Source organism: Streptacidiphilus sp. MAP12-16 (assembly GCF_041262165.1).
Lineage (GTDB): Bacteria > Actinomycetota > Actinomycetes > Streptomycetales > Streptomycetaceae > Streptacidiphilus.
In genome coordinates, this window is the sequence record NZ_JBGCBY010000045.1 from 1 (window position 1) to 16,211 (window position 16,211).

Annotated in this window: 14 protein-coding genes and 1 pseudogene; 3 read left to right on the forward strand and 12 right to left on the reverse strand. The window is 70.9% G+C overall.

The genetic code is table 11. The features are described from left to right. Window positions 1–90: 90 nt before the first annotated feature. The 8 genes from ABIA33_RS36030 to ABIA33_RS36065 all read right to left on the reverse strand — a co-directional run bounded on the left by ABIA33_RS36030 (window position 91) and on the right by ABIA33_RS36065 (window position 9,495). Window positions 91–762, reverse strand: coding sequence for a 1-hydroxy-2-methyl-2-butenyl 4-diphosphate reductase (locus ABIA33_RS36030; RefSeq protein WP_370088042.1), 672 nt, complete (start codon window positions 760–762; stop codon window positions 91–93). 7 nt (window positions 763–769) lie between these two features. Further along, a complete protein-coding gene (shc, locus tag ABIA33_RS36035) occupies window positions 770–2,965 on the reverse strand; it encodes a squalene--hopene cyclase (protein WP_370088044.1) in 2,196 nt (731 codons plus the stop codon). Between the two features lie 4 nt (window positions 2,966–2,969). After that, window positions 2,970–4,106 (reverse strand): polyprenyl synthetase family protein, encoded by a 1,137-nt coding sequence (locus ABIA33_RS36040; protein ID WP_370088046.1) that lies wholly within the window; start codon window positions 4,104–4,106, stop codon window positions 2,970–2,972. 27 nt (window positions 4,107–4,133) lie between these two features. Further along, the gene (hpnE, locus tag ABIA33_RS36045; RefSeq protein ID WP_370088048.1) at window positions 4,134–5,504 is read right to left on the reverse strand and encodes a hydroxysqualene dehydroxylase HpnE; all 1,371 of its coding nucleotides are present in this window, start codon (window positions 5,502–5,504) and stop codon (window positions 4,134–4,136) included. Window positions 5,505–5,623: 119 nt separating this feature from the next. After that, window positions 5,624–6,514: a presqualene diphosphate synthase HpnD gene (gene hpnD, locus ABIA33_RS36050; protein WP_370088050.1), complete on the reverse strand. Its 891-nt coding sequence runs from the start codon at window positions 6,512–6,514 to the stop codon at window positions 5,624–5,626. An 8-nt stretch (window positions 6,515–6,522) separates the two neighbouring features. After that, window positions 6,523–7,491: a squalene synthase HpnC gene (gene hpnC, locus ABIA33_RS36055; RefSeq protein WP_370088052.1), complete on the reverse strand. Its 969-nt coding sequence runs from the start codon at window positions 7,489–7,491 to the stop codon at window positions 6,523–6,525. A gap of 239 nt (window positions 7,492–7,730) precedes the next feature. Next, entirely contained in the window at window positions 7,731–8,591 is an 861-nt protein-coding gene (locus ABIA33_RS36060; protein ID WP_370088054.1) for an ABC transporter ATP-binding protein, read from the reverse strand. Continuing rightward, entirely contained in the window at window positions 8,584–9,495 is a 912-nt protein-coding gene (locus ABIA33_RS36065; protein WP_370088115.1) for an ABC transporter permease, read from the reverse strand. The genes ABIA33_RS36060 and ABIA33_RS36065 overlap by 8 nt, the downstream gene beginning before the upstream one ends. A gap of 133 nt (window positions 9,496–9,628) precedes the next feature. Here ABIA33_RS36065 and ABIA33_RS36070 point away from each other — a divergent pair, with 133 nt between their 5' ends. From ABIA33_RS36070 to ABIA33_RS36080, 3 genes and pseudogenes are all read left to right on the forward strand, one after another. After that, window positions 9,629–10,273, forward strand: coding sequence for a TetR/AcrR family transcriptional regulator (locus ABIA33_RS36070; protein ID WP_370088056.1), 645 nt, complete (start codon window positions 9,629–9,631; stop codon window positions 10,271–10,273). 141 nt (window positions 10,274–10,414) lie between these two features. After that, window positions 10,415–11,164, forward strand: coding sequence for a pyridoxal 5'-phosphate synthase (locus ABIA33_RS36075; RefSeq protein ID WP_370088058.1), 750 nt, complete (start codon window positions 10,415–10,417; stop codon window positions 11,162–11,164). A 63-nt stretch (window positions 11,165–11,227) separates the two neighbouring features. Continuing rightward, window positions 11,228–11,456: pseudogene (locus ABIA33_RS36080) on the forward strand (CocE/NonD family hydrolase C-terminal non-catalytic domain-containing protein); the annotation flags it as partial. A 12-nt stretch (window positions 11,457–11,468) separates the two neighbouring features. Here ABIA33_RS36080 and ABIA33_RS36085 read toward each other — a convergent pair. From ABIA33_RS36085 to glgA, 4 genes are all read right to left on the reverse strand, one after another. Continuing rightward, window positions 11,469–12,878, reverse strand: coding sequence for a glutamate decarboxylase (locus tag ABIA33_RS36085; protein WP_370088060.1), 1,410 nt, complete (start codon window positions 12,876–12,878; stop codon window positions 11,469–11,471). A gap of 70 nt (window positions 12,879–12,948) precedes the next feature. Further along, window positions 12,949–13,461: a hypothetical protein gene (locus ABIA33_RS36090; RefSeq protein WP_370088062.1), complete on the reverse strand. Its 513-nt coding sequence runs from the start codon at window positions 13,459–13,461 to the stop codon at window positions 12,949–12,951. A gap of 125 nt (window positions 13,462–13,586) precedes the next feature. Continuing rightward, window positions 13,587–14,813: a glucose-1-phosphate adenylyltransferase gene (gene glgC / locus ABIA33_RS36095; protein WP_370088064.1), complete on the reverse strand. Its 1,227-nt coding sequence runs from the start codon at window positions 14,811–14,813 to the stop codon at window positions 13,587–13,589. Window positions 14,814–14,897: 84 nt separating this feature from the next. Beyond that, complete coding sequence (gene glgA / locus ABIA33_RS36100) at window positions 14,898–16,094, reverse strand: glycogen synthase (RefSeq protein ID WP_370088066.1); 1,197 nt, start codon at window positions 16,092–16,094, stop codon at window positions 14,898–14,900. Window positions 16,095–16,211: the final 117 nt, after the last annotated feature.

Consider the following 16,211-nt stretch of genomic DNA (forward strand, 5'->3'; position numbering starts at 1 on the left):
CCGCCACACTGCCGACCATGATCTGACGACTCTTCCGCCGCACAGCAAGCGGCTTCAACGGCGTGGACGGCATTCCGAGCGAGATCGCGGTCATCGTGGATACCGGGCCTTTCTGGAGTACGGCGTACTACTGGGCGGGTTGTCGCCGGTCCTGGACGGCTGCCAGGCGGCGAGGACGGGGGCGGTCGCCCGCAGGACGCGCCAGGCGCGCAGCCCGTGGACGAGGGTGCCGGGGCGGAGCAGTTCCTGGTCGGGGGTGTCGACGACGACCCGGACCGCGCCGGCCGGAAGCCCGGCGGGCAGGGCGCGCAGTGCGGCGGCGGTCTCCATGTCGACGCCGAGGACGCCCGCGGCGTGCAGTTCGGCGCGCTGGGCACCGCGTACCACCCGGTCGGCGCTGAACAGCGGCCCGGTGTGAACGGTCAGTCCCGCTCGGCGCAGTGACTCCGCGAGACCGCCGGCCAGTGGCAGCCCCGTCGACCCTCCCTCGACATCGCGCACCTCAGTCGCAACCAGCACATCCCCGGGACATATTCCTGGTCCCACGGCGGCACCGAAGCCCGCGAAGAGGAACGCGCCGGGCGCGCGCTCCCCTTGCGCCAGCGCACTGCTGACGGAACGCCCGGCCCGTTGCCCGCCCATACCTGTAAGAAGCAGCCGCGCCCCTGGTCGGTTCCCGCGCAGCGCCCACAGCTCGGCGCGCAGGGCGCAGGCGAGGAGGGTCACCCCAGCCGCCTGCGGTCCCTGCGTCGCCGAGCTCATCGCAGCCTCATCTCAGCCGCCTCCCGGTCAGGGAGGGCAGCAGCCTTCCGGACACGGGGGTGGGAGCGGGTGGGGGGAACCCGGCGGCGATCCGGGTGGTGAACGACTTCGCGGAGCCCGCGGGTTGCGCGCCCAGCTCGGGGGTGCCGTGGAGGTAGCGGCCGAGGGCCGTGACCGGGAAGACCAGCCGGTAGAGGTTGTAGTTGATGGAGAAGTCCCAGGGGAAGCCCGTGCCGGTGAACTCCGGCTCGTCCCAGGTCCCTTCGGGCAGTTGGGTGGCGGCCAGCCAGCGCACGCCCCGGTCGGTGACCGAGCCACTCTCCCCGGCGGCGAGCAGCGCCATCAGGGCCCAGGCGGTCTGCGAGGCGGTCGAGGTACCGCGCCCGGCCCAGCTGCGGTCGCTGTAGGAGCGCATGTCCTCACCCCAGCCACCGTCCGCGTTCTGGTGCTCCTCCAGCCACCGGACGGCGCGGCGCACCGAGCTGTGCGAGGCCGGGATCCCGGCGGCGACCAGCGCGGGCACGACCGAACCCACCCCGTAGATGTAGTTGGTGCCCCAGCGGCCGAACCAGGACCCGTCCTCCTCCTGCTCGCGCAGCAGCCAGTCGATGCCGCGGCGGACCCTGTGGTCCGCCGCCTGCCCGTTGGCGGCGAGCATCTCCACCACATGGGCGGTGACATCGGCGGAGGGCGGGTCGACCACCTCGCCGAAGTCGCAGAACGGCAGCTTGTTGGGCAGGGTGCTGGTGTTGTCGACGTCGAAGGCGGCCCAGGCGCCGTTCTTGGACTGCATGCCCAGGGTCCACTCGACCCCGCGCTCGACGGCGGCGTCGATCCGTGCCGGATCGGGGTGTACGACCCGGCGCAGGGCGAGCACGACCTCGGCCGTGTCGTCGATGTCGGGGTAGTTGTCGTTTTCGAACTCGAAGGCCCAGCCGCCCGGCTGGAGCTGCGGACGCTGCACGGACCAGTCGCCGCGCCGGGTGATCTCCTCGCTCAGCATCCAGTCGACGGCGGTGACCAGTGCCGGGTGGTCCTTGGGCAGTCCGGCGTCGGAGAGCGCGACGACGGCCAGGCAGGTGTCCCAGACCGGCGACTGGCAGGCCTCGATCCAGCGGTGGCCCTCGTCGGTGTGCACGGTGAACCGGTCGAAGGCGGCGAGTCCCGCCTCCATCACCGGGTGGTCCAGCGGGTAGCCGAGGAGGTGCAGGGCGATCAGCGAGTACACCGCGGGGGGCTGGATCCCGCCCCAGCAACCGTCGGCCTCCTGACGGTCCACGATCCAGCGGGCGGCGTGCTGCAGGGCGAGCCGCCGCACCGGCTTCACCGGCATCCGGTGGTAGAGGTGCAGCACCCGGTCCAGCCGCTCGAAGAAGCCGTCCCAGGTGTTCGGGGCGGCGAACGGCCGGACCGGGTACGGGTCGGCCGGGTCGGTGTGCAGCTCGTCCAGAGCGAACGGGGCCTCGCGGACCGGGCGGTGCGCGGAGACCACGGTCAGCGGGACGATGGTCTGCCGGGCCCAGCAGCCGAACGAGTAGATGTTCAGCGGGAAGCTCCGCGGCAGGAAGATGACCTCGGGCGGAAGCTCCGGCAGCCGCTCCCAGGGCCACCAGCCGAACAGGGCCAGCCAGATTCGGGTGAACACCCGGGCCGCGGCGATGCCCCCCCGCTCACGGACGTACGCGGACGCCCGGCGCATGTGCGGGGCCTCGGGGTCGTCGCCGGCGAGCTTGAGGGCGACGTAGGCCTCGATGGTGGTGGACAGCTCGGCGGGGCCCCCGTAGAAGGTCGCCCAGGTGCCGTCCGGCTGCTGCTGGGAGCGGATCCAGTCCGCGGTGGCGTGGGTCTGCTCCTCGGTCCTGATGCCCAGGAACTGGCGCAGCAGCAGATCCTCGGCGTCCATGGTGACGTTGGTCTCCAGGTTGCCCTTCCACCAGCCGGCCTGGTCCTGCAGGCCGAGCAGGTGGGCGGTGGCACGCTCCAGGGTCTCGGCCGCCAGCGTGCGAACGTCAGGGGCCGGCATGTCCGCTGCCGCCACCTCCTGGGCCGGCACTTCCTGGGCCGGCACCTCCCGGGCTGAGGCGGGGGTGTCGGACTCGTCCCCCGTTCCGCTGTCCGATGCTGCTGCCTCTGTGCTGGCGCTCTCCGCGACCGGCTCTGCTTCGTACTGTGGGTCGAGCCGGCCGTCCGCGGTTGCTGTCATAACGTCACCTCTCCCTGACCACGACGAATTCGGCGAGCGAGGCGAACTGCTCGCGAACGTTGGCGGGCATGGACACCTCGTCGAGGGCCGCGAGGGCGGTCAGGTGTTGCCTGCGCGCCTCGTCGGCGGTCCACGCGCGACCGCCCGCCTCCTCGATCAAAGCCGCGCGGACCGCGAGTTGTTCCTCGTCCTCGTGTCCGCGTCCCTCCGGATCGGCGAGCAGCTCGGCCAGCCGGACCGACGCGGGGCCGCCCTCGGCCAGTGCGGCGGACACCGGAAGGGACTTCTTGCGCTGGCGCAGGTCGCCGAAGTTGGGCTTCCCGGTGACCTCGGTGGCTCCCCAGATCCCCAACAGGTCGTCCACGGCTTGGAAGGCAAGTCCGAGATGGTAGCCGTAGCGCTCCAGGGCGTCGGCGGCCTTGTCGTCGATCCCGGCGAGGACCGCGCCGACGGAGGCGGACGCGGCGAGCAGCGCGCCGGTCTTGTTGCCCTCCATCTCCAGGCACTCGGCGACGCTGACCCGGTCGCGGTGCTCGAAGGACAGGTCCTGGGCCTGACCGTCGATCAGCTTGCGGGTGGCCAGAGTGAGCCGCTGCACCGCGCGCCCCGCGTCGACGCCGGTGGCGCCGCCCCTGTCGGCCGCCTCCAGCAGCACCTCGTTGGCGAGGGCGAACATGGCGTCGCCGACCAGGATGGCCTGGGCCGGGCCGAAGACGGTCCAGACCGTGGCGCGGTGGCGGCGCTGCTCGTCGCCGTCCATCAGGTCGTCGTGCAGCAGCGAGAAATTGTGCACCAGTTCGACAGCGACGCCACCGGGGATGCCGACCTCGGCGGGGACGCCCGCCGCCTGCGCCGAGAGCAGGGCGAGGGCCGGGCGGACCGCCTTGCCGCCGTCCCCCTCGGTGGGGCGGCCCTCGGCATCGGTCCAACCGAAGTGGTAGGCGGAGACCCGGTCCATGGGCGGTGCCAGTCGTCCGATGGCCTCCCGCAGCACGGGAGTGCACAGGGTTCTGCCTCGTTCGAGCAGGGACTGCACATCCACCGGTCGCGCCGGGCGAGTCTCTTCATGGCTCGAAACCACTCTTGGTCCCTCTCCGTTCTCGTGCTGACTGTTCGCTTGCCGGGCTGCTGTCGCTGTCATAACCAACCTGTCTGCGCGTCCGTCACGTCATGAGCCGGCCACCGGGACGGTGGCCAGGGCCGCCCTCGCGGCGGCGGTGCCGCTGCGGACGGCGCCCTCCATGGTCGCGGGCCACCCGGTGGCGGTCCACGCCCCGGCCAGGTAGACGCCCGGGGTGAGCGTGCGGGCAGGCGGCCGCAGGCGCGCGGAGCCCGGAGCGGGCGCGAAGGTCGCGGTGCGCTCCCTGGTCACGAAGAACTCCGTGACCTGGGCCCCCTTCGCGGCCGGAAGCAGCCGCTCCAGCTCCGGCAGGTAGCGCCGTCTCAACTCGGCCACCGGCAGCTCGATCTCGGCCTGCGCCGCCGACTGCGACAGCGCCAGGTACTGCCCGGGACCGCGCAGCCCCGAGTGCGAGGTGCGGTCGAAGACCCACTGCACCGGAGAGCCCAGCGCGGCCAGGAAGGGCCGGTCCAGGACCTTGCGGTCGTAGACCACATGGATGTTGAGGATCGGGGCGTACTCCAGCTCCAGCAGGCGCTGGGGCTCCTTCAGGCTGCCGGGCGGCAGGAGTTCGTGTGCGACGTCCTGCGGGACCGCCAGGACCAGCGAGTCCACTCCGTGGATCCGCTCGGCACCGCCGTCGATCCGCTCGCCCTCCAGCAGGACGCTGTGCCGACCCGGCTCTTCCGCCGGCTTGACGTCGGTGACGCGCGCCCGCAGGAGCACCCGCACACCGGCGCGTTCCAGCGCCGCACGCGCCGCGTCGTCGTGCAGCGCGCCCAGCGGGACCTTGGCAAAGCCGATGTCGGACGCGCCGGGGTCGCTGAGCAGTCCGGTCTTGAACACCATCGCCGCGAGCGCCAGCGAGGACTGCTCGGCCGTGGCGTTGAGCGTGGCCACCCCGACCAGGTCCCACAGTGCCTCCACGGCCCGGTCCGACTGGCCGTGCCGACGCAGCCACTCGCCGAAGGACTCCTGGTCCAGCGCCGGGTCGTCCAGGTCGAGGCCGCGCAGGGCCAGCGCGGCCCGTCCGGTGGCCAGCCGCTCGCCCGTGCTCATGTGCGGGTACAGCGCCAGGCTCTTGGCCAGGTGCAGCGGCACGGGCAGCCCGGCCCGGCGCAGCGACCCGGTCCGCCCGGTGGCGACGTCGTGCACCGGGACGTCCAGACGCTGCTGGATCTCGACCTGGTCGGTCACGCCGAGGCGCTGCAGCAGCCCTCGGTAGGCGACGCAGCAGCGCAGGAACACATGCTGGCCGTTGTCGACCCACAGGTCCCCGCGCCGGAACGAGAAAGCCAGGCCGCCCAGCCGTGGGCGCGCCTCGACCAGGGTGACCGCTGACCCCGCGTCAGCCAGGCGCAGCGCGGCAGTGATTCCCGCAAGCCCCCCGCCGACGACCACCGCCGTCCGCCCGTTCATGTTCCTCTCCCTGATCGTGCCCGCAGTGCCTGCCTGTACAGGGAACAGACCCTCAGTGGTTCCCCGGCGACTCTGCGTGACAAACGTGAGACGCGAGGCCGCCCCTGGCGGACGGGCCCTCAAGAAGCACGCCCTCCGGCCAGCCCGGACACCGCCACGTACGCCTTCTCCCATGCGGGCAGGGAGACGCGGCCGCGCAGCACGGCCTCCGGTTCGCGAATGATGCGCTCCAGCAGCCGGTGGTAGATCCCGGACATCGCAGCGACGCAGGCGCGGCTGCGCCGGTCGAGCATCGGCAGCAGCAGCAGCCCCTCGTCGAAGTACGCCTGGGCCCGCTGGGCCTCGAAGCGCACCAGTCCGGTGAAGTCCGCGCCGACGACGGGACGAACCGCGAAGCCCTGCTCGCAGCCGAAGCGGGCGAGGTCCTCGGAAGGGAGGTAGGTACGGCCGTTGACGGCGTCCTCGCGGACGTCGCGGAGGATGTTGGTGAGCTGGAGTCCGAGGCCCAGGGTGTCGGCGAACTCCGCGCCGCGCTTGGGGTCGGTGCAGCCGAAGACGCCCAGCGAGAGGCGGCCGATGGTGCCCGCGACGCAGCGGCAGTACACCCGCAGCTGCTCGAACGTCTGGTACTCGGCGCCGCGGACGTCCATCTCCACGCCGTCGATGAGCTCGTCGAAGGCATCCAGCGGGATCGGGAAGCGGGCGGCGGCGTCGGCGAGGGCGACCTTGACCGGATCGGTGTCCTCGGGCTCGACCGAGCCCTCGCGGATCTCGTCGAGCAGCTCCCTGGTCCGGGCCAGGTGCACCGCCTTGCGCTCGTCGGACCAGTCGCCGTCACCGATGTCGTCGATCCGGCGGGCCAGGGCGTAGATCGCGGACATGGCCTGTCGCTTGGACGCGGGCAGCAGCCTGATGCCGTAGGAGAAGTTGCGGGCCTGAGCCCCCGTCACCGCCTCGCAGTATCGATACGCCGCGATGACCTGTGGGGATACCTGTGGAGACCCCTCCATTCGCCGACTCACCTTCCTCTCACCAGCGTCACCGCCACCTCGCGCAGGAGGCGGGCCTTCCGGGGCTTGGGCGCCCCGGCGAGCACATCGTTGTCAGCCGCCGCGACGGCCTCGAGCGCGGCGTAGCCGCCGGCGGCGAAGCCGGCCAGCAGCAGGCGCAGCCGGCCGGCGACGCTGCCGACGAGTGGAGCGCCCTCGTCCAGCAGATCCCGTGCGAACGCGGCCTCGTGGGCGACCAGGGCCCGCAGGGCCGGGCTCGCATGGGGGGCGTCGAGGTCGGTCTCGGCGACGCCGAAGCGGGCGAGGTCCTCGGTGGGGAGGTAGATCCGGCCACGGGCCCGGTCCTCGGCGACGTCCTGGAGGTGCTCGACGATCTGCAGGGCGCTGCAGATCGCGTCGGAGCGCCGGATCCGCTCGGGCGTGGCGAGCCCGGCGAGCTGCAGCACGAGCAGTCCGACCGGATTGGCGGAGAGCTCGCAGTAACCCATCAGGTCGTCGATGGTGGCGTAGCGGGTGGTGACCTGGTCGACCCGGTTGGCCTGGATCAGGGCGCGGAACGGTTCGGGCGTCAGACCGTGGGCGTCGACCACCGGGCAGAGCGCGGCCATCAGCGGATGGCGCGGAGGCTCGGCGCCCGGCGAGGAGAGAACGGTCTCGAAGACCCGGTCGAGGTCCGCCTCGAGCGCGTCCAGCAGCGCCAGCCGGAACCCGGTCTCCTGGTCCGTCCCCTTGCCGACCTCGAATGCCCCGTCGCCGACCTCGGACGGAAGCGCGGCACCGGGCAGGCCGAGGAGCTCCGCGGTGGCCTGCGGGTCCTCCAGATCGCCGTCCCCGGCGTCGTCGATGAGCCGGGCGAAGCCGTAGACGGCCATCAACCCGCTCCGCATCGCGGGGGGCATGAAGAAGGGGGCGACGGGGAAGTTCTCCCGGTCCGCCTTGTCCAGTACAGCGCTGGGCTCCTGCCGACGCACTGTCATGACCGCCACCCCCCCGTTCTACACCGATCTTCACGGCCTGCCCACAGCGGACACGCCCGGGCGACGCCAGCCTCCCAAGCGAGATCCCAGCGAGATCCCAGCGAGATCTCAGGGACAGCCCGCGGATCTTGCTCCTAGCTTAGGACTCGGGTGTGACAACCCGTCGCCGGGGGTGGCGGCAACGAGCTGTCACGGCGTCACGCGCGGTTCCCCGCAGCGACTCTCCGTATCCACTCGGGCTACTTGCGGCCCTTCATGTAGTCCTCGTACATCTTGACGATCTCGTCGGTCGGGCCGTCCGCGTTGATCACTCCGGACTCCAGCCAGATGGTGCGGTCGCAGGTGTCGCGGATCGAGTTGTTGTTGTGCGAGACCAGGAACACCGTCCCGGCCTCCTTGCGCAACTCCCGGATCCGGTCCTCACTGCGCTTCTGGAACGCGGTGTCCCCGGTCGCCAGTGCCTCGTCGATCAACAGCACGTCATGCGTCTTGGCCGCCGCGATCGAGAACCGCAACCGCGCCGCCATACCCGAGGAATACGTCCGCATCGGCAACGAGATGAAGTCCCCCCGCTCGTTGATCCCCGAGAAGTCCACAATGCCCTGGTACTTCTCCCGCACCTCCGCATGCGACATGCCCATCGCCAGACACCCCAGCACCACGTTCCGCTCACCGGTCAGATCGTTCATCATCGCCGCGTTCACCCCCAGCAACGACGGCTGCCCATCGGTGTAGATCGACCCCGACGCCGTCGGCAGCAACCCCGCCACCGCAGACAACGTCGTCGACTTACCCGACCCGTTCGAGCCGATCAACCCGATCGCCTCACCCTTGTACGCGGTGAAACTGATCCCCTTGACCGCATGCACCTCCGACAACGCCGGAGACGCCTTGCGCTTCACGATCCGCGACAACGCCGACGTCGCCGAACCCCGCCCCGCACCCGCCCCATAAATCTTGTAGATGATATGGACATCGTCCACGATCACCGTCGGAACCCGCCCGGGGCGCCCCGCCGACGCACCGGACGGCTTCGCTGCCGGCTCCGCGGTCGCAGGCGCGGCCGCCACGTTCACATCACTCGTCGAGGTGTCAGCCACGGCCGTACTCCTCCTCCGCCTTCCAGAAGAACATGTATCCGCCGGCGCCGATGACCACGGCCCAGGCCAGCGTGACCAGCCAGACGTGGTGGGGCAGGCTGCTCGCCGGCACCGAGGTCATCAGCGAGTACCGCATCAGGTCGTTGAAGATCAGCGCGGGGTTGTTCTCGAGGATCAACGCGACCCAGTGCGGAGCCTTGTGGGTGAAGGTGTTGACGCTCCAGAACACGCCCGAGGTGTACATCCAGGTGCGGATGATGAAGGGCATCAGCTGCGCCATGTCGGTGGTCTTCGCCCCGATCCTGGCCATGAACATCGCCAGACCCGCGTTGAACATCGACTGCAGCAGCAGAATCGGCACCAGCAGCAGCCAGCGCAGCGTCACCGGCTCCCCAGTGACCAGGATGATCACACCCAGCACGCCCATCGAGAACATCAGCTGCTGCAGCTGGATCACTGTGAACGCGATCGGCAGGCACGCCCGCGGGAAGTGCAGCGCCCGGATCAGCCCCAGGTTGTCCGCGATCGACCGCGTCCCTGACAGCACCGCCGACTGCGTGAACTGAAACACGAACACGCCGACACAGAGATAGGAAACGAAGTTGGGGATCCCGTTCCTGGTCCCCAGCAGCACACCGAAGATCAGGTAGTAGACGGCCGCGTTCAGCAGCGGCGTCATCACCTGCCAGATCTGCCCCAGCTTCGCTGCCGTGTACATCGCGGTCAACCGCGCGGTAGCGTACGCCACGATAAAGTGCCGCCGCGACCACAACTGCCGGGTGTATGCCCCCAGCGACGGCCGCTTTCCGCTGACCGAGAGTCCGTACTTGGCCGCCAAATCGGCGGGGCTCAGCCCCGCGTCCTGATCCAGTAGGGCGGCACCTGCCACCCGCTGCTCGTACACCGTGGACACGCTACTCCCAAGCCTTCGCCCCCGACCGACACGACGGAACGGTATCGTCTCGTCGTAGTAATGGTGAAACTAGGGGGTGCGACGTGAGAACGCAACCGTTTCGTCGTGACGCTACAATCCTCACATGCTGACAGGGGACTCAAGGAGAGCAGCGAGGCCGGACACCTTCAGGCGCGCCCCCGCGGGAGCTGCCGTTCTGCGCGACGACGTGACCGAGGCGATCCGCGGCGCGGTGTTCGAGGAGCTGGCCGCGACCGGCTACGGCAGGCTCTCGATCGAGGCCGTCGCCCGCCGCGCCGGAGTCGGCAAGACCGCCGTCTACCGCCGCTGGCGCTCCAAACTCCCCATGGTCATCGAGGTCGTCTCCGAAGTCGCCGCCCTCGGACTTGTCCTCCCCGACACCGGATCGCTCCGGAACGACCTGCGGATGTTCGTGCACGTCGTCGCCCGGGTCCTGCGCCACCCGCTGGCCGCACAGATCGTCCCCGACCTGCTGGCCGAGGCCGCCCGCAACCCCGAGATCGCCGAGACCCTGGCCGTGGCCCTGCGCGAGGCCCAGCGGCAGAGCAGTGCGGCGCTGGTCCGCAAGGCCGTCGGACGCGGCGAGTTGCCCGCGGACACCGACCCCGACCTCGCCCTGGACCTCATCGCGGGCCCGCTGTACTGGCGCCTCGCCGTGGTGCGAACCCCCCTCCCACAGGACTACCTCGACCGGCTGGCGAGCTCGATCGCCGCCGCGCTCGGCGCGAACGGCGCGCACGCCGGCTGACTGCCCGCCACTGACCGCCCGTCACTCGAAGGACCGTTACGATGTCCGCCTGTCCCGGGCAGGAACCCTTCGCGACGCGCCGGCGCGACGAACCACGCGACGACCACGCGACGACCACGCGACGAACCAGAGGGAGCAGCGATGGACCGGAGTGACCCAGGGCTCTCGAAGGTTCGCGAGCTGCTCTTCGGTGTCCCCATGCTCAGCGGACCGCTCCCCGGATTCGAGCCGCAGCAGGCCCCTGAGGAACCGTTTCCGCTGTTCCTCGCCTGGCTGGCGCAGGCCGTCGCCGACGGCGTGAGCGAACCCCACGCGATGACCCTCGCCACCGTCGACGACGCGGGGTGCCCGGACCTGCGCGTCGTCGCCCTGCGTGACGCGGGGCCCGACGGCTGGAGCTTCGCCACCTGCGCGGACAGCCCGAAGTCCCGCCAGCTGGCGGCTCGGCCGCAGGCCGCGCTCGGCTTCCACTGGCGCGAGCAGGGACGGCAGATCCGGCTGCGCGGTCCCGTCGTCCGCGCCGGCGCGGAGGTGGCCGCCGCCGACTTCCTGTCCCGGCTGCCGGGCTCCCGGGCGGCCACGCTCGTAGGGCGGCAGAGCCGGCCGCTGGCCGACCCGGCCCTGCTTTCGCGCGCCTTCGCCGAAGCCCACGCGCGCATCGCCGCCGACCCGGGACTCGTCGACCCCGGACACGCGCTGTTCATGCTGCGCCCCACCGCCGTCGAGTTCTGGCAGGGCGACCCGGCCCGCGGCCACATCCGGCTCCGCTACCGGCTCGACGCCCCGGCCGCGGCGGTATCGGATCCGACATCGGACCTGGCCTCGGAGCTGGCGTCGGCATCGGCGTCGGACCCGCACCCGAGCTGGACACGCGAGCTACTCTGGCCCTGAGCGCGGGCACCGCCCGATTCGTCCCGCTGACAAGGCATCACATCGACCGCCGCCAGAGGCAGCATCGGCAGGCTGGTCACCCAGGCCCCCTACGGTTTCGAGGGCCAGAGCCGCCGTCAGCGCCGACTTCCGGCTGCAGGCGACGGCCTACGACGTCCCCCCGGGCCATCATCTGACCCTGCTGGTGAGCGCCGTCGACCCCCTGTACATCAGCCACAACCCGAGCGGCGCGCGGCTCACCTTCGGCTCCCCGGCCGGTGACCCCTCCTCTGTCACCGTGCCGGTGGACTAGTGACCGTCGAGTTCAGTGGTGGAAGCCGGTCGAGGCCTCGGGTCGGTGCAACGGGCCCGGCTGCGCCTGGAGTTCGGGGAGCAGCCGGGTCAGGTCGGCGATCAGCAGGTCGGCCAGGTCCTCGGAGAACCCGTTGCGGCAGACGATACGCAGCGCGGCCAGGTCCCTGAGGTGGTCGGGGAAGGTGTAGGCGGGGACGAGCCAGCCGCGCTCCCGCAGCCGGCGCGACACGTCGAAGACGTTGAAGGCGGTGACCTCGTCCTTGGTGGTGAAGGCGAACACCGGTAGCTCGTCGCCCTTGCTCAGCAGCCGGAACGGACCGAGGTCCGCGATCCGCCGGGCCAGCGACATGGCGACGTCGCGGCTGGCCTGTTGGACGGCGCGGTAGCCCTCCCGGCCGAGCCGGAGGAAGGTGTAGTACTGGGCGATGACCTCAGCGCCGGGGCGGGAGAAGTTCAGCGCGAAGGTCGGCATCTCGCCGCCCAGGTAGTTGACCCGGAACACCAGTTCCTCGGGCAGTGCCTCCCGGTCGCGCCACAGGGCCCAGCCGACGCCCGGGTACACGAGGCCGTACTTGTGACCCGAGGTGTTGATGGAGGCCACCCGGGGCTGACGGAAGTCCCAGCTCAGCTCGGCGTCGAGGAAGGGCGCGACCATGGCGCCCGACGCTCCGTCGACATGCACCGGGATGTCGAGGCCAGTGCGCTCCTGGAACTCGTCGAGGGCGGCGCAGATGTCCCACACCGGCTCGTAGGAGCCGTCGAAGGTCGAGCCGAGGATGGCGACGATACCTATGGTGTCCTCGTCGCAGAGCGCGACGGCGGAGGCGGCGTCCAGGTGGTAGCGCTCGCCTTCCATGGGGACGGTTCGCGGCTCCACCTCCCAGAAGTTGCAGAACTTGTCCCAGCAGACCTGGACGTTGACGCCCATCACCAGGTTCGGCCGGTGGCCGGCGGCGTAGCGCTCGGGGTTGCGGCGCATCCAGCGGCGCTTGAGGGCCATGCCGGCGAGCATGCACGCCTCGCTGGAGCCGGTGGTGGAGCAGCCGATCGCGTTTTCGGGGTCGGGGGCGTGCCACAGGTCGGCGAGCATGGCGACGCAGCGGCGCTCCAGCTCGGCGGTCTGCGGGTACTCGTCCTTGTCGATCATGTTCTTGTCGACGGACTCGGCCATCAACGCGATGGCGTGGGGTTCCATCCAGGTGGTGACGAAGGTCGCCAGGTTGAGCCGGGCGTTGCCGTCGAGCATCAGCTCGTCGTGCACGACCTGGTACGCCGTGTCCGCTGCCATCGGCCCGTCCGGCAACCGGTTCTTGGGCGGCGCGAAGTCCATGCCCGGTACGGGGTTGGCCGCTCCCAGGAACGGGTTCACCGCAACCAGGTTCTCGCCCTTGTCGTCCTGCTGACCGCTGTGCAGTGCCATCGGCTTCGCTCTCCTCGGCTCGGTCCTCGTACCCGCCGGTCCGTCGCCTTCCCTGGGAACGCAGTCGGGACTACTTCTTGGTCCAGCGGTCCCGGCCGTCCGAACCGGCCTTGCACACGAGGGCGGTGTTGCTGCTTCCCGTCGCACTGGAGCCGACCGTAGCGCAGAAGGCTCCGGCGTTGGCGTTGGTGCCGGAAACGGCGACGGACTTCCAACGGTTCTTCCCACTGCTGTCCGCGGTACAGGTCACCGCCAGGCCCTGACCGGTCTCCCCGGCGGCTCCGGCGGCGGAGCAGAACGCGCCGACGGTGACGCTCTTCGCGACGGCGGTGGACACCGCGGTCGGGATCGCGGTCGAGGTCGCGGATGCCGTCGCCGAGACCAGAGCCGAGGCGGAGGCCTTGATTCCGGAGGCGGCGCTCGACACCTTGTCCTTGGCGGCGGAGGCGGCCACACCGGCCGCGCTGCTGACCGCACTGGCGGCCTTGCTCTTGGCGCTGCTGGAGCAGCCGGCGGTGGTGGTCAGAGCGAGCGCCGCGAGCCCAGCGGCGGCGACGGCAAGGGACCGGCGCGTGGTGCTCATGGGTGACGCCCTCTCATGACGGGGATGCCCGTTGTGCGGGCGGAACCATCACGAACGTATGGCCGCCCCCGCATCCCCGCCCGGCGCACTACTCCAGGCCGGTGAACCGATCCCAGGTCCGGGGCTCAGCGCACCCGCCGCCCCTTGCCGAGCGCGACCACTCCGCCGGCCGAGATCGTGTAGAGCTCGCGATCACGCACGGGGTCGACGCCGATGACGGCGCCCGGCGGCACGGTCACGTTCTTGTCGAGGATCGCCTTGCGCACCACCGCGCCGCGACCCACCCGCACCCCGTCCATCAGCACCGACTCCTGGACCACGGCGCCCGACTCGACGACCACGCCAGGGCCCAGCACGGATCCGGTGACCTGGCCGCTGATGATGCACCCGGTGCTCACCATCGACTCGGCGGCCATCCCGCCCGCGACGAACTTCGCCGGCGGCCGCTGCGCGGGATGCGTGAAGATCGGCCAGAGCCGGTTGTAGAGGTTGAACACCGGCTGGACCGAGATCAGATCGGTGTGCGCGTCGTAGTACGCGTCCAGGGTGCCCACGTCGCGCCAGTAGCCGTGGTCGCGCTCGGTCTCGCCGGGGACCCGGTTGTCGTCGAAGTCGTACACCTCGGCCTGACCGTTCTCGGTGAGCATCGGGAGGATGCTGCCGCCCATGTCGTGGACCGAGCCCTCGTCCTCGGCGTCCCGCTGCAGCGCGTCCAGCAGCACCTTGGTGGTGAAGATGTAGTTGCCCATGGAGGCGAAGATCCGGTCGGGGTCGCCGGGCAGTCCCGGCGGCGACGCGGGCTTCTCCAGGAAGCCCTCGACGCGGCGGCCGTCGCCCGCCGTGGTGATGACGCCGAACTCGGACGCCTGGCTGCGCGGGACCTTGATCCCGGCGACCGTCACCCCCGCGCCCGACTCGATGTGGCGCTCCAGCATCTGCTGCGGGTCCATCCGGTACACGTGGTCCGCGCCGAAGACCACGATGTAGTCCGGCTGCTCGTCGTGGACCAGGTTCAGCGACTGGTAGATGGCGTCGGCGCTGCCGAGGTACCAGCGCGGGCCGAGCCGCTGCTGCGCGGGGACCGGGGTGACGTAGTCGCCGCGGATGCCGGTCATCCGCCAGGTCTGCGTGATGTGCCGGTCCAGGCTGTGGCTCTTGTACTGGGTGAGTACGCAGATCCGGTGGATGCCGCCGTTCACCAGGTTGGACAGCACGAAGTCGATCAGGCGGTAGGCCCCGCCGAAGGGAACCGCCGGCTTGGCCCGGTCGGCGGTCAGCGGCATCAGCCGCTTGCCCTCCCCGCCTGCGAGGACGATGCCCAGTACCGACGGCCCACCTGATATCACAACCATGGACACTCCCCTGCGACCCTCGACGCCTGCTGTGGACTTGCCCTGCTGTCCTGCGGTTCCGACATCGCCCTGGCCCAGCGGGCGTCAATGCTTCCGGTCCAGCGCGGCCCGGTAGACCTCGACGGTTCGCTGGGCGATGGCGTCCCAGCCGAACTCGGCCACGGCACGGGCCCTCCCGGCCGCCCCGAAGCGCGCCGCGCGCTCGGGGTCGAGGGCGAGACCGTTGACGGCTTCGGCGAACGCCTTCTCGAACTGCTCCGGCTGCTGCTCGTCGTAGGGGACCAGCAGACCGGTGTGCCCGTCAGCGACGACCTCGGGGATGCCGCCGACGGCCGAAGCGACGACGGCGGTGCCACAGGCCATGGCTTCGAGGTTGACGATGCCCAGTGGCTCGTAGACCGAGGGGCAGACGAACACGTCGGCGTGCGAGAGCAGTTGCACCACCTCGGGGCGGGGCAGCATCTCCGGGATCCAGTGGACGTGCTCCCGGGACGCGCCCAACTCCGCGAAGAGGGACCGGAACTCGCGGTCCACCTGCTCGGTGTCGGGAGCGCCGGCGCACAGCACCAGCTGGATCGACGGGTCGAACTGCCGTGCCGCACGCAGCAGATGCGGCACGCCTTTCTGCCGGGTGATCCGTCCGACGAAGACCGCGGTGGGCCTGGACGGGTCGATGCCGTGCCGCCGCAGCGCCTCCGTCCCCGGATCGGGGCGGTAGAGCGCGGTGTCGATCCCGTTGTGGACCACGTGCACGCGCTCCGGGCTAAGGGCCGGGTAGCAGGCGAGCAGGTCGCGGCGCATCCCGGCGGAAACGGCGATCACCGCGTCGGCCGCCTCCGCCGCGGTGCGCTCGATCCAGCTGGACACGGCGTAGCCACCGCCCAACTGCTCGGCCTTCCACGGGCGCAGGGGCTCCAGGGAGTGGGCGGTCAGCACATGCGGGATGCCGTAGAGGAGCTTGGCGAGATGCCCGGCCAGGTTCGCGTACCAGGTGTGGGAGTGGACCAGGTCGCGGTCCGCGACGGCGGCCGCAACGGCCAGATCGACGGAGAGGGTGCGCAGCGCGGGGTTGGCGTCCTCCAGCCCGGGCGCCGCCGGATGCCGCCGCACCCCCGCCCCCTCTGCCGCCCCCGCCGCCTCGCCGGGCAGCCCCGGGCCGGCCCAGCTGTGCACGGCCAGATCGACCAGACCGGTCAACTCCCGCGCCAGGAACTCCGCATGGACCCCGGCCCCACCGTAGACGTCCGGCGGGAACTCCCGCGTGACGAGCCCTACCTTCACGTGCACCTCCGCCAGCTCGTACACACTCTTGGAGGTAACCCTTCCCGCCCGACGAGTGTTCGACCCTGAAAGCCCCGATGATCCATAACTACCGGCTACCGGCCGGTAGATCGTGGC

Bases quoted from the DNA above. Each gene is read 5' to 3' on its own strand.
- hpnE (WP_370088048.1), bottom strand. From the start codon at position 5,504: ATGAACGGGCGGACGGCGGTGGTCGTCGGCGGGGGGCTTGCGGGAATC.
- ABIA33_RS36070 (WP_370088056.1), top strand. From the start codon at position 9,629: ATGCTGACAGGGGACTCAAGGAGAGCAGCGAGGCCGGACACCTTCAGG.
- ABIA33_RS36090 (WP_370088062.1), bottom strand. From the start codon at position 13,461: ATGAGCACCACGCGCCGGTCCCTTGCCGTCGCCGCCGCTGGGCTCGCG.
- hpnD (WP_370088050.1), bottom strand. From the start codon at position 6,514: ATGGAGGGGTCTCCACAGGTATCCCCACAGGTCATCGCGGCGTATCGA.
- hpnC (WP_370088052.1), bottom strand. From the start codon at position 7,491: ATGACAGTGCGTCGGCAGGAGCCCAGCGCTGTACTGGACAAGGCGGAC.
- ABIA33_RS36075 (WP_370088058.1), top strand. From the start codon at position 10,415: ATGGACCGGAGTGACCCAGGGCTCTCGAAGGTTCGCGAGCTGCTCTTC.
- ABIA33_RS36085 (WP_370088060.1), bottom strand. From the start codon at position 12,878: ATGGCACTGCACAGCGGTCAGCAGGACGACAAGGGCGAGAACCTGGTT.
- shc (WP_370088044.1), bottom strand. From the start codon at position 2,965: ATGACAGCAACCGCGGACGGCCGGCTCGACCCACAGTACGAAGCAGAG.
- ABIA33_RS36040 (WP_370088046.1), bottom strand. From the start codon at position 4,106: ATGACAGCGACAGCAGCCCGGCAAGCGAACAGTCAGCACGAGAACGGA.
- glgC (WP_370088064.1), bottom strand. From the start codon at position 14,813: ATGGTTGTGATATCAGGTGGGCCGTCGGTACTGGGCATCGTCCTCGCA.
- ABIA33_RS36030 (WP_370088042.1), bottom strand. From the start codon at position 762: ATGAGCTCGGCGACGCAGGGACCGCAGGCGGCTGGGGTGACCCTCCTC.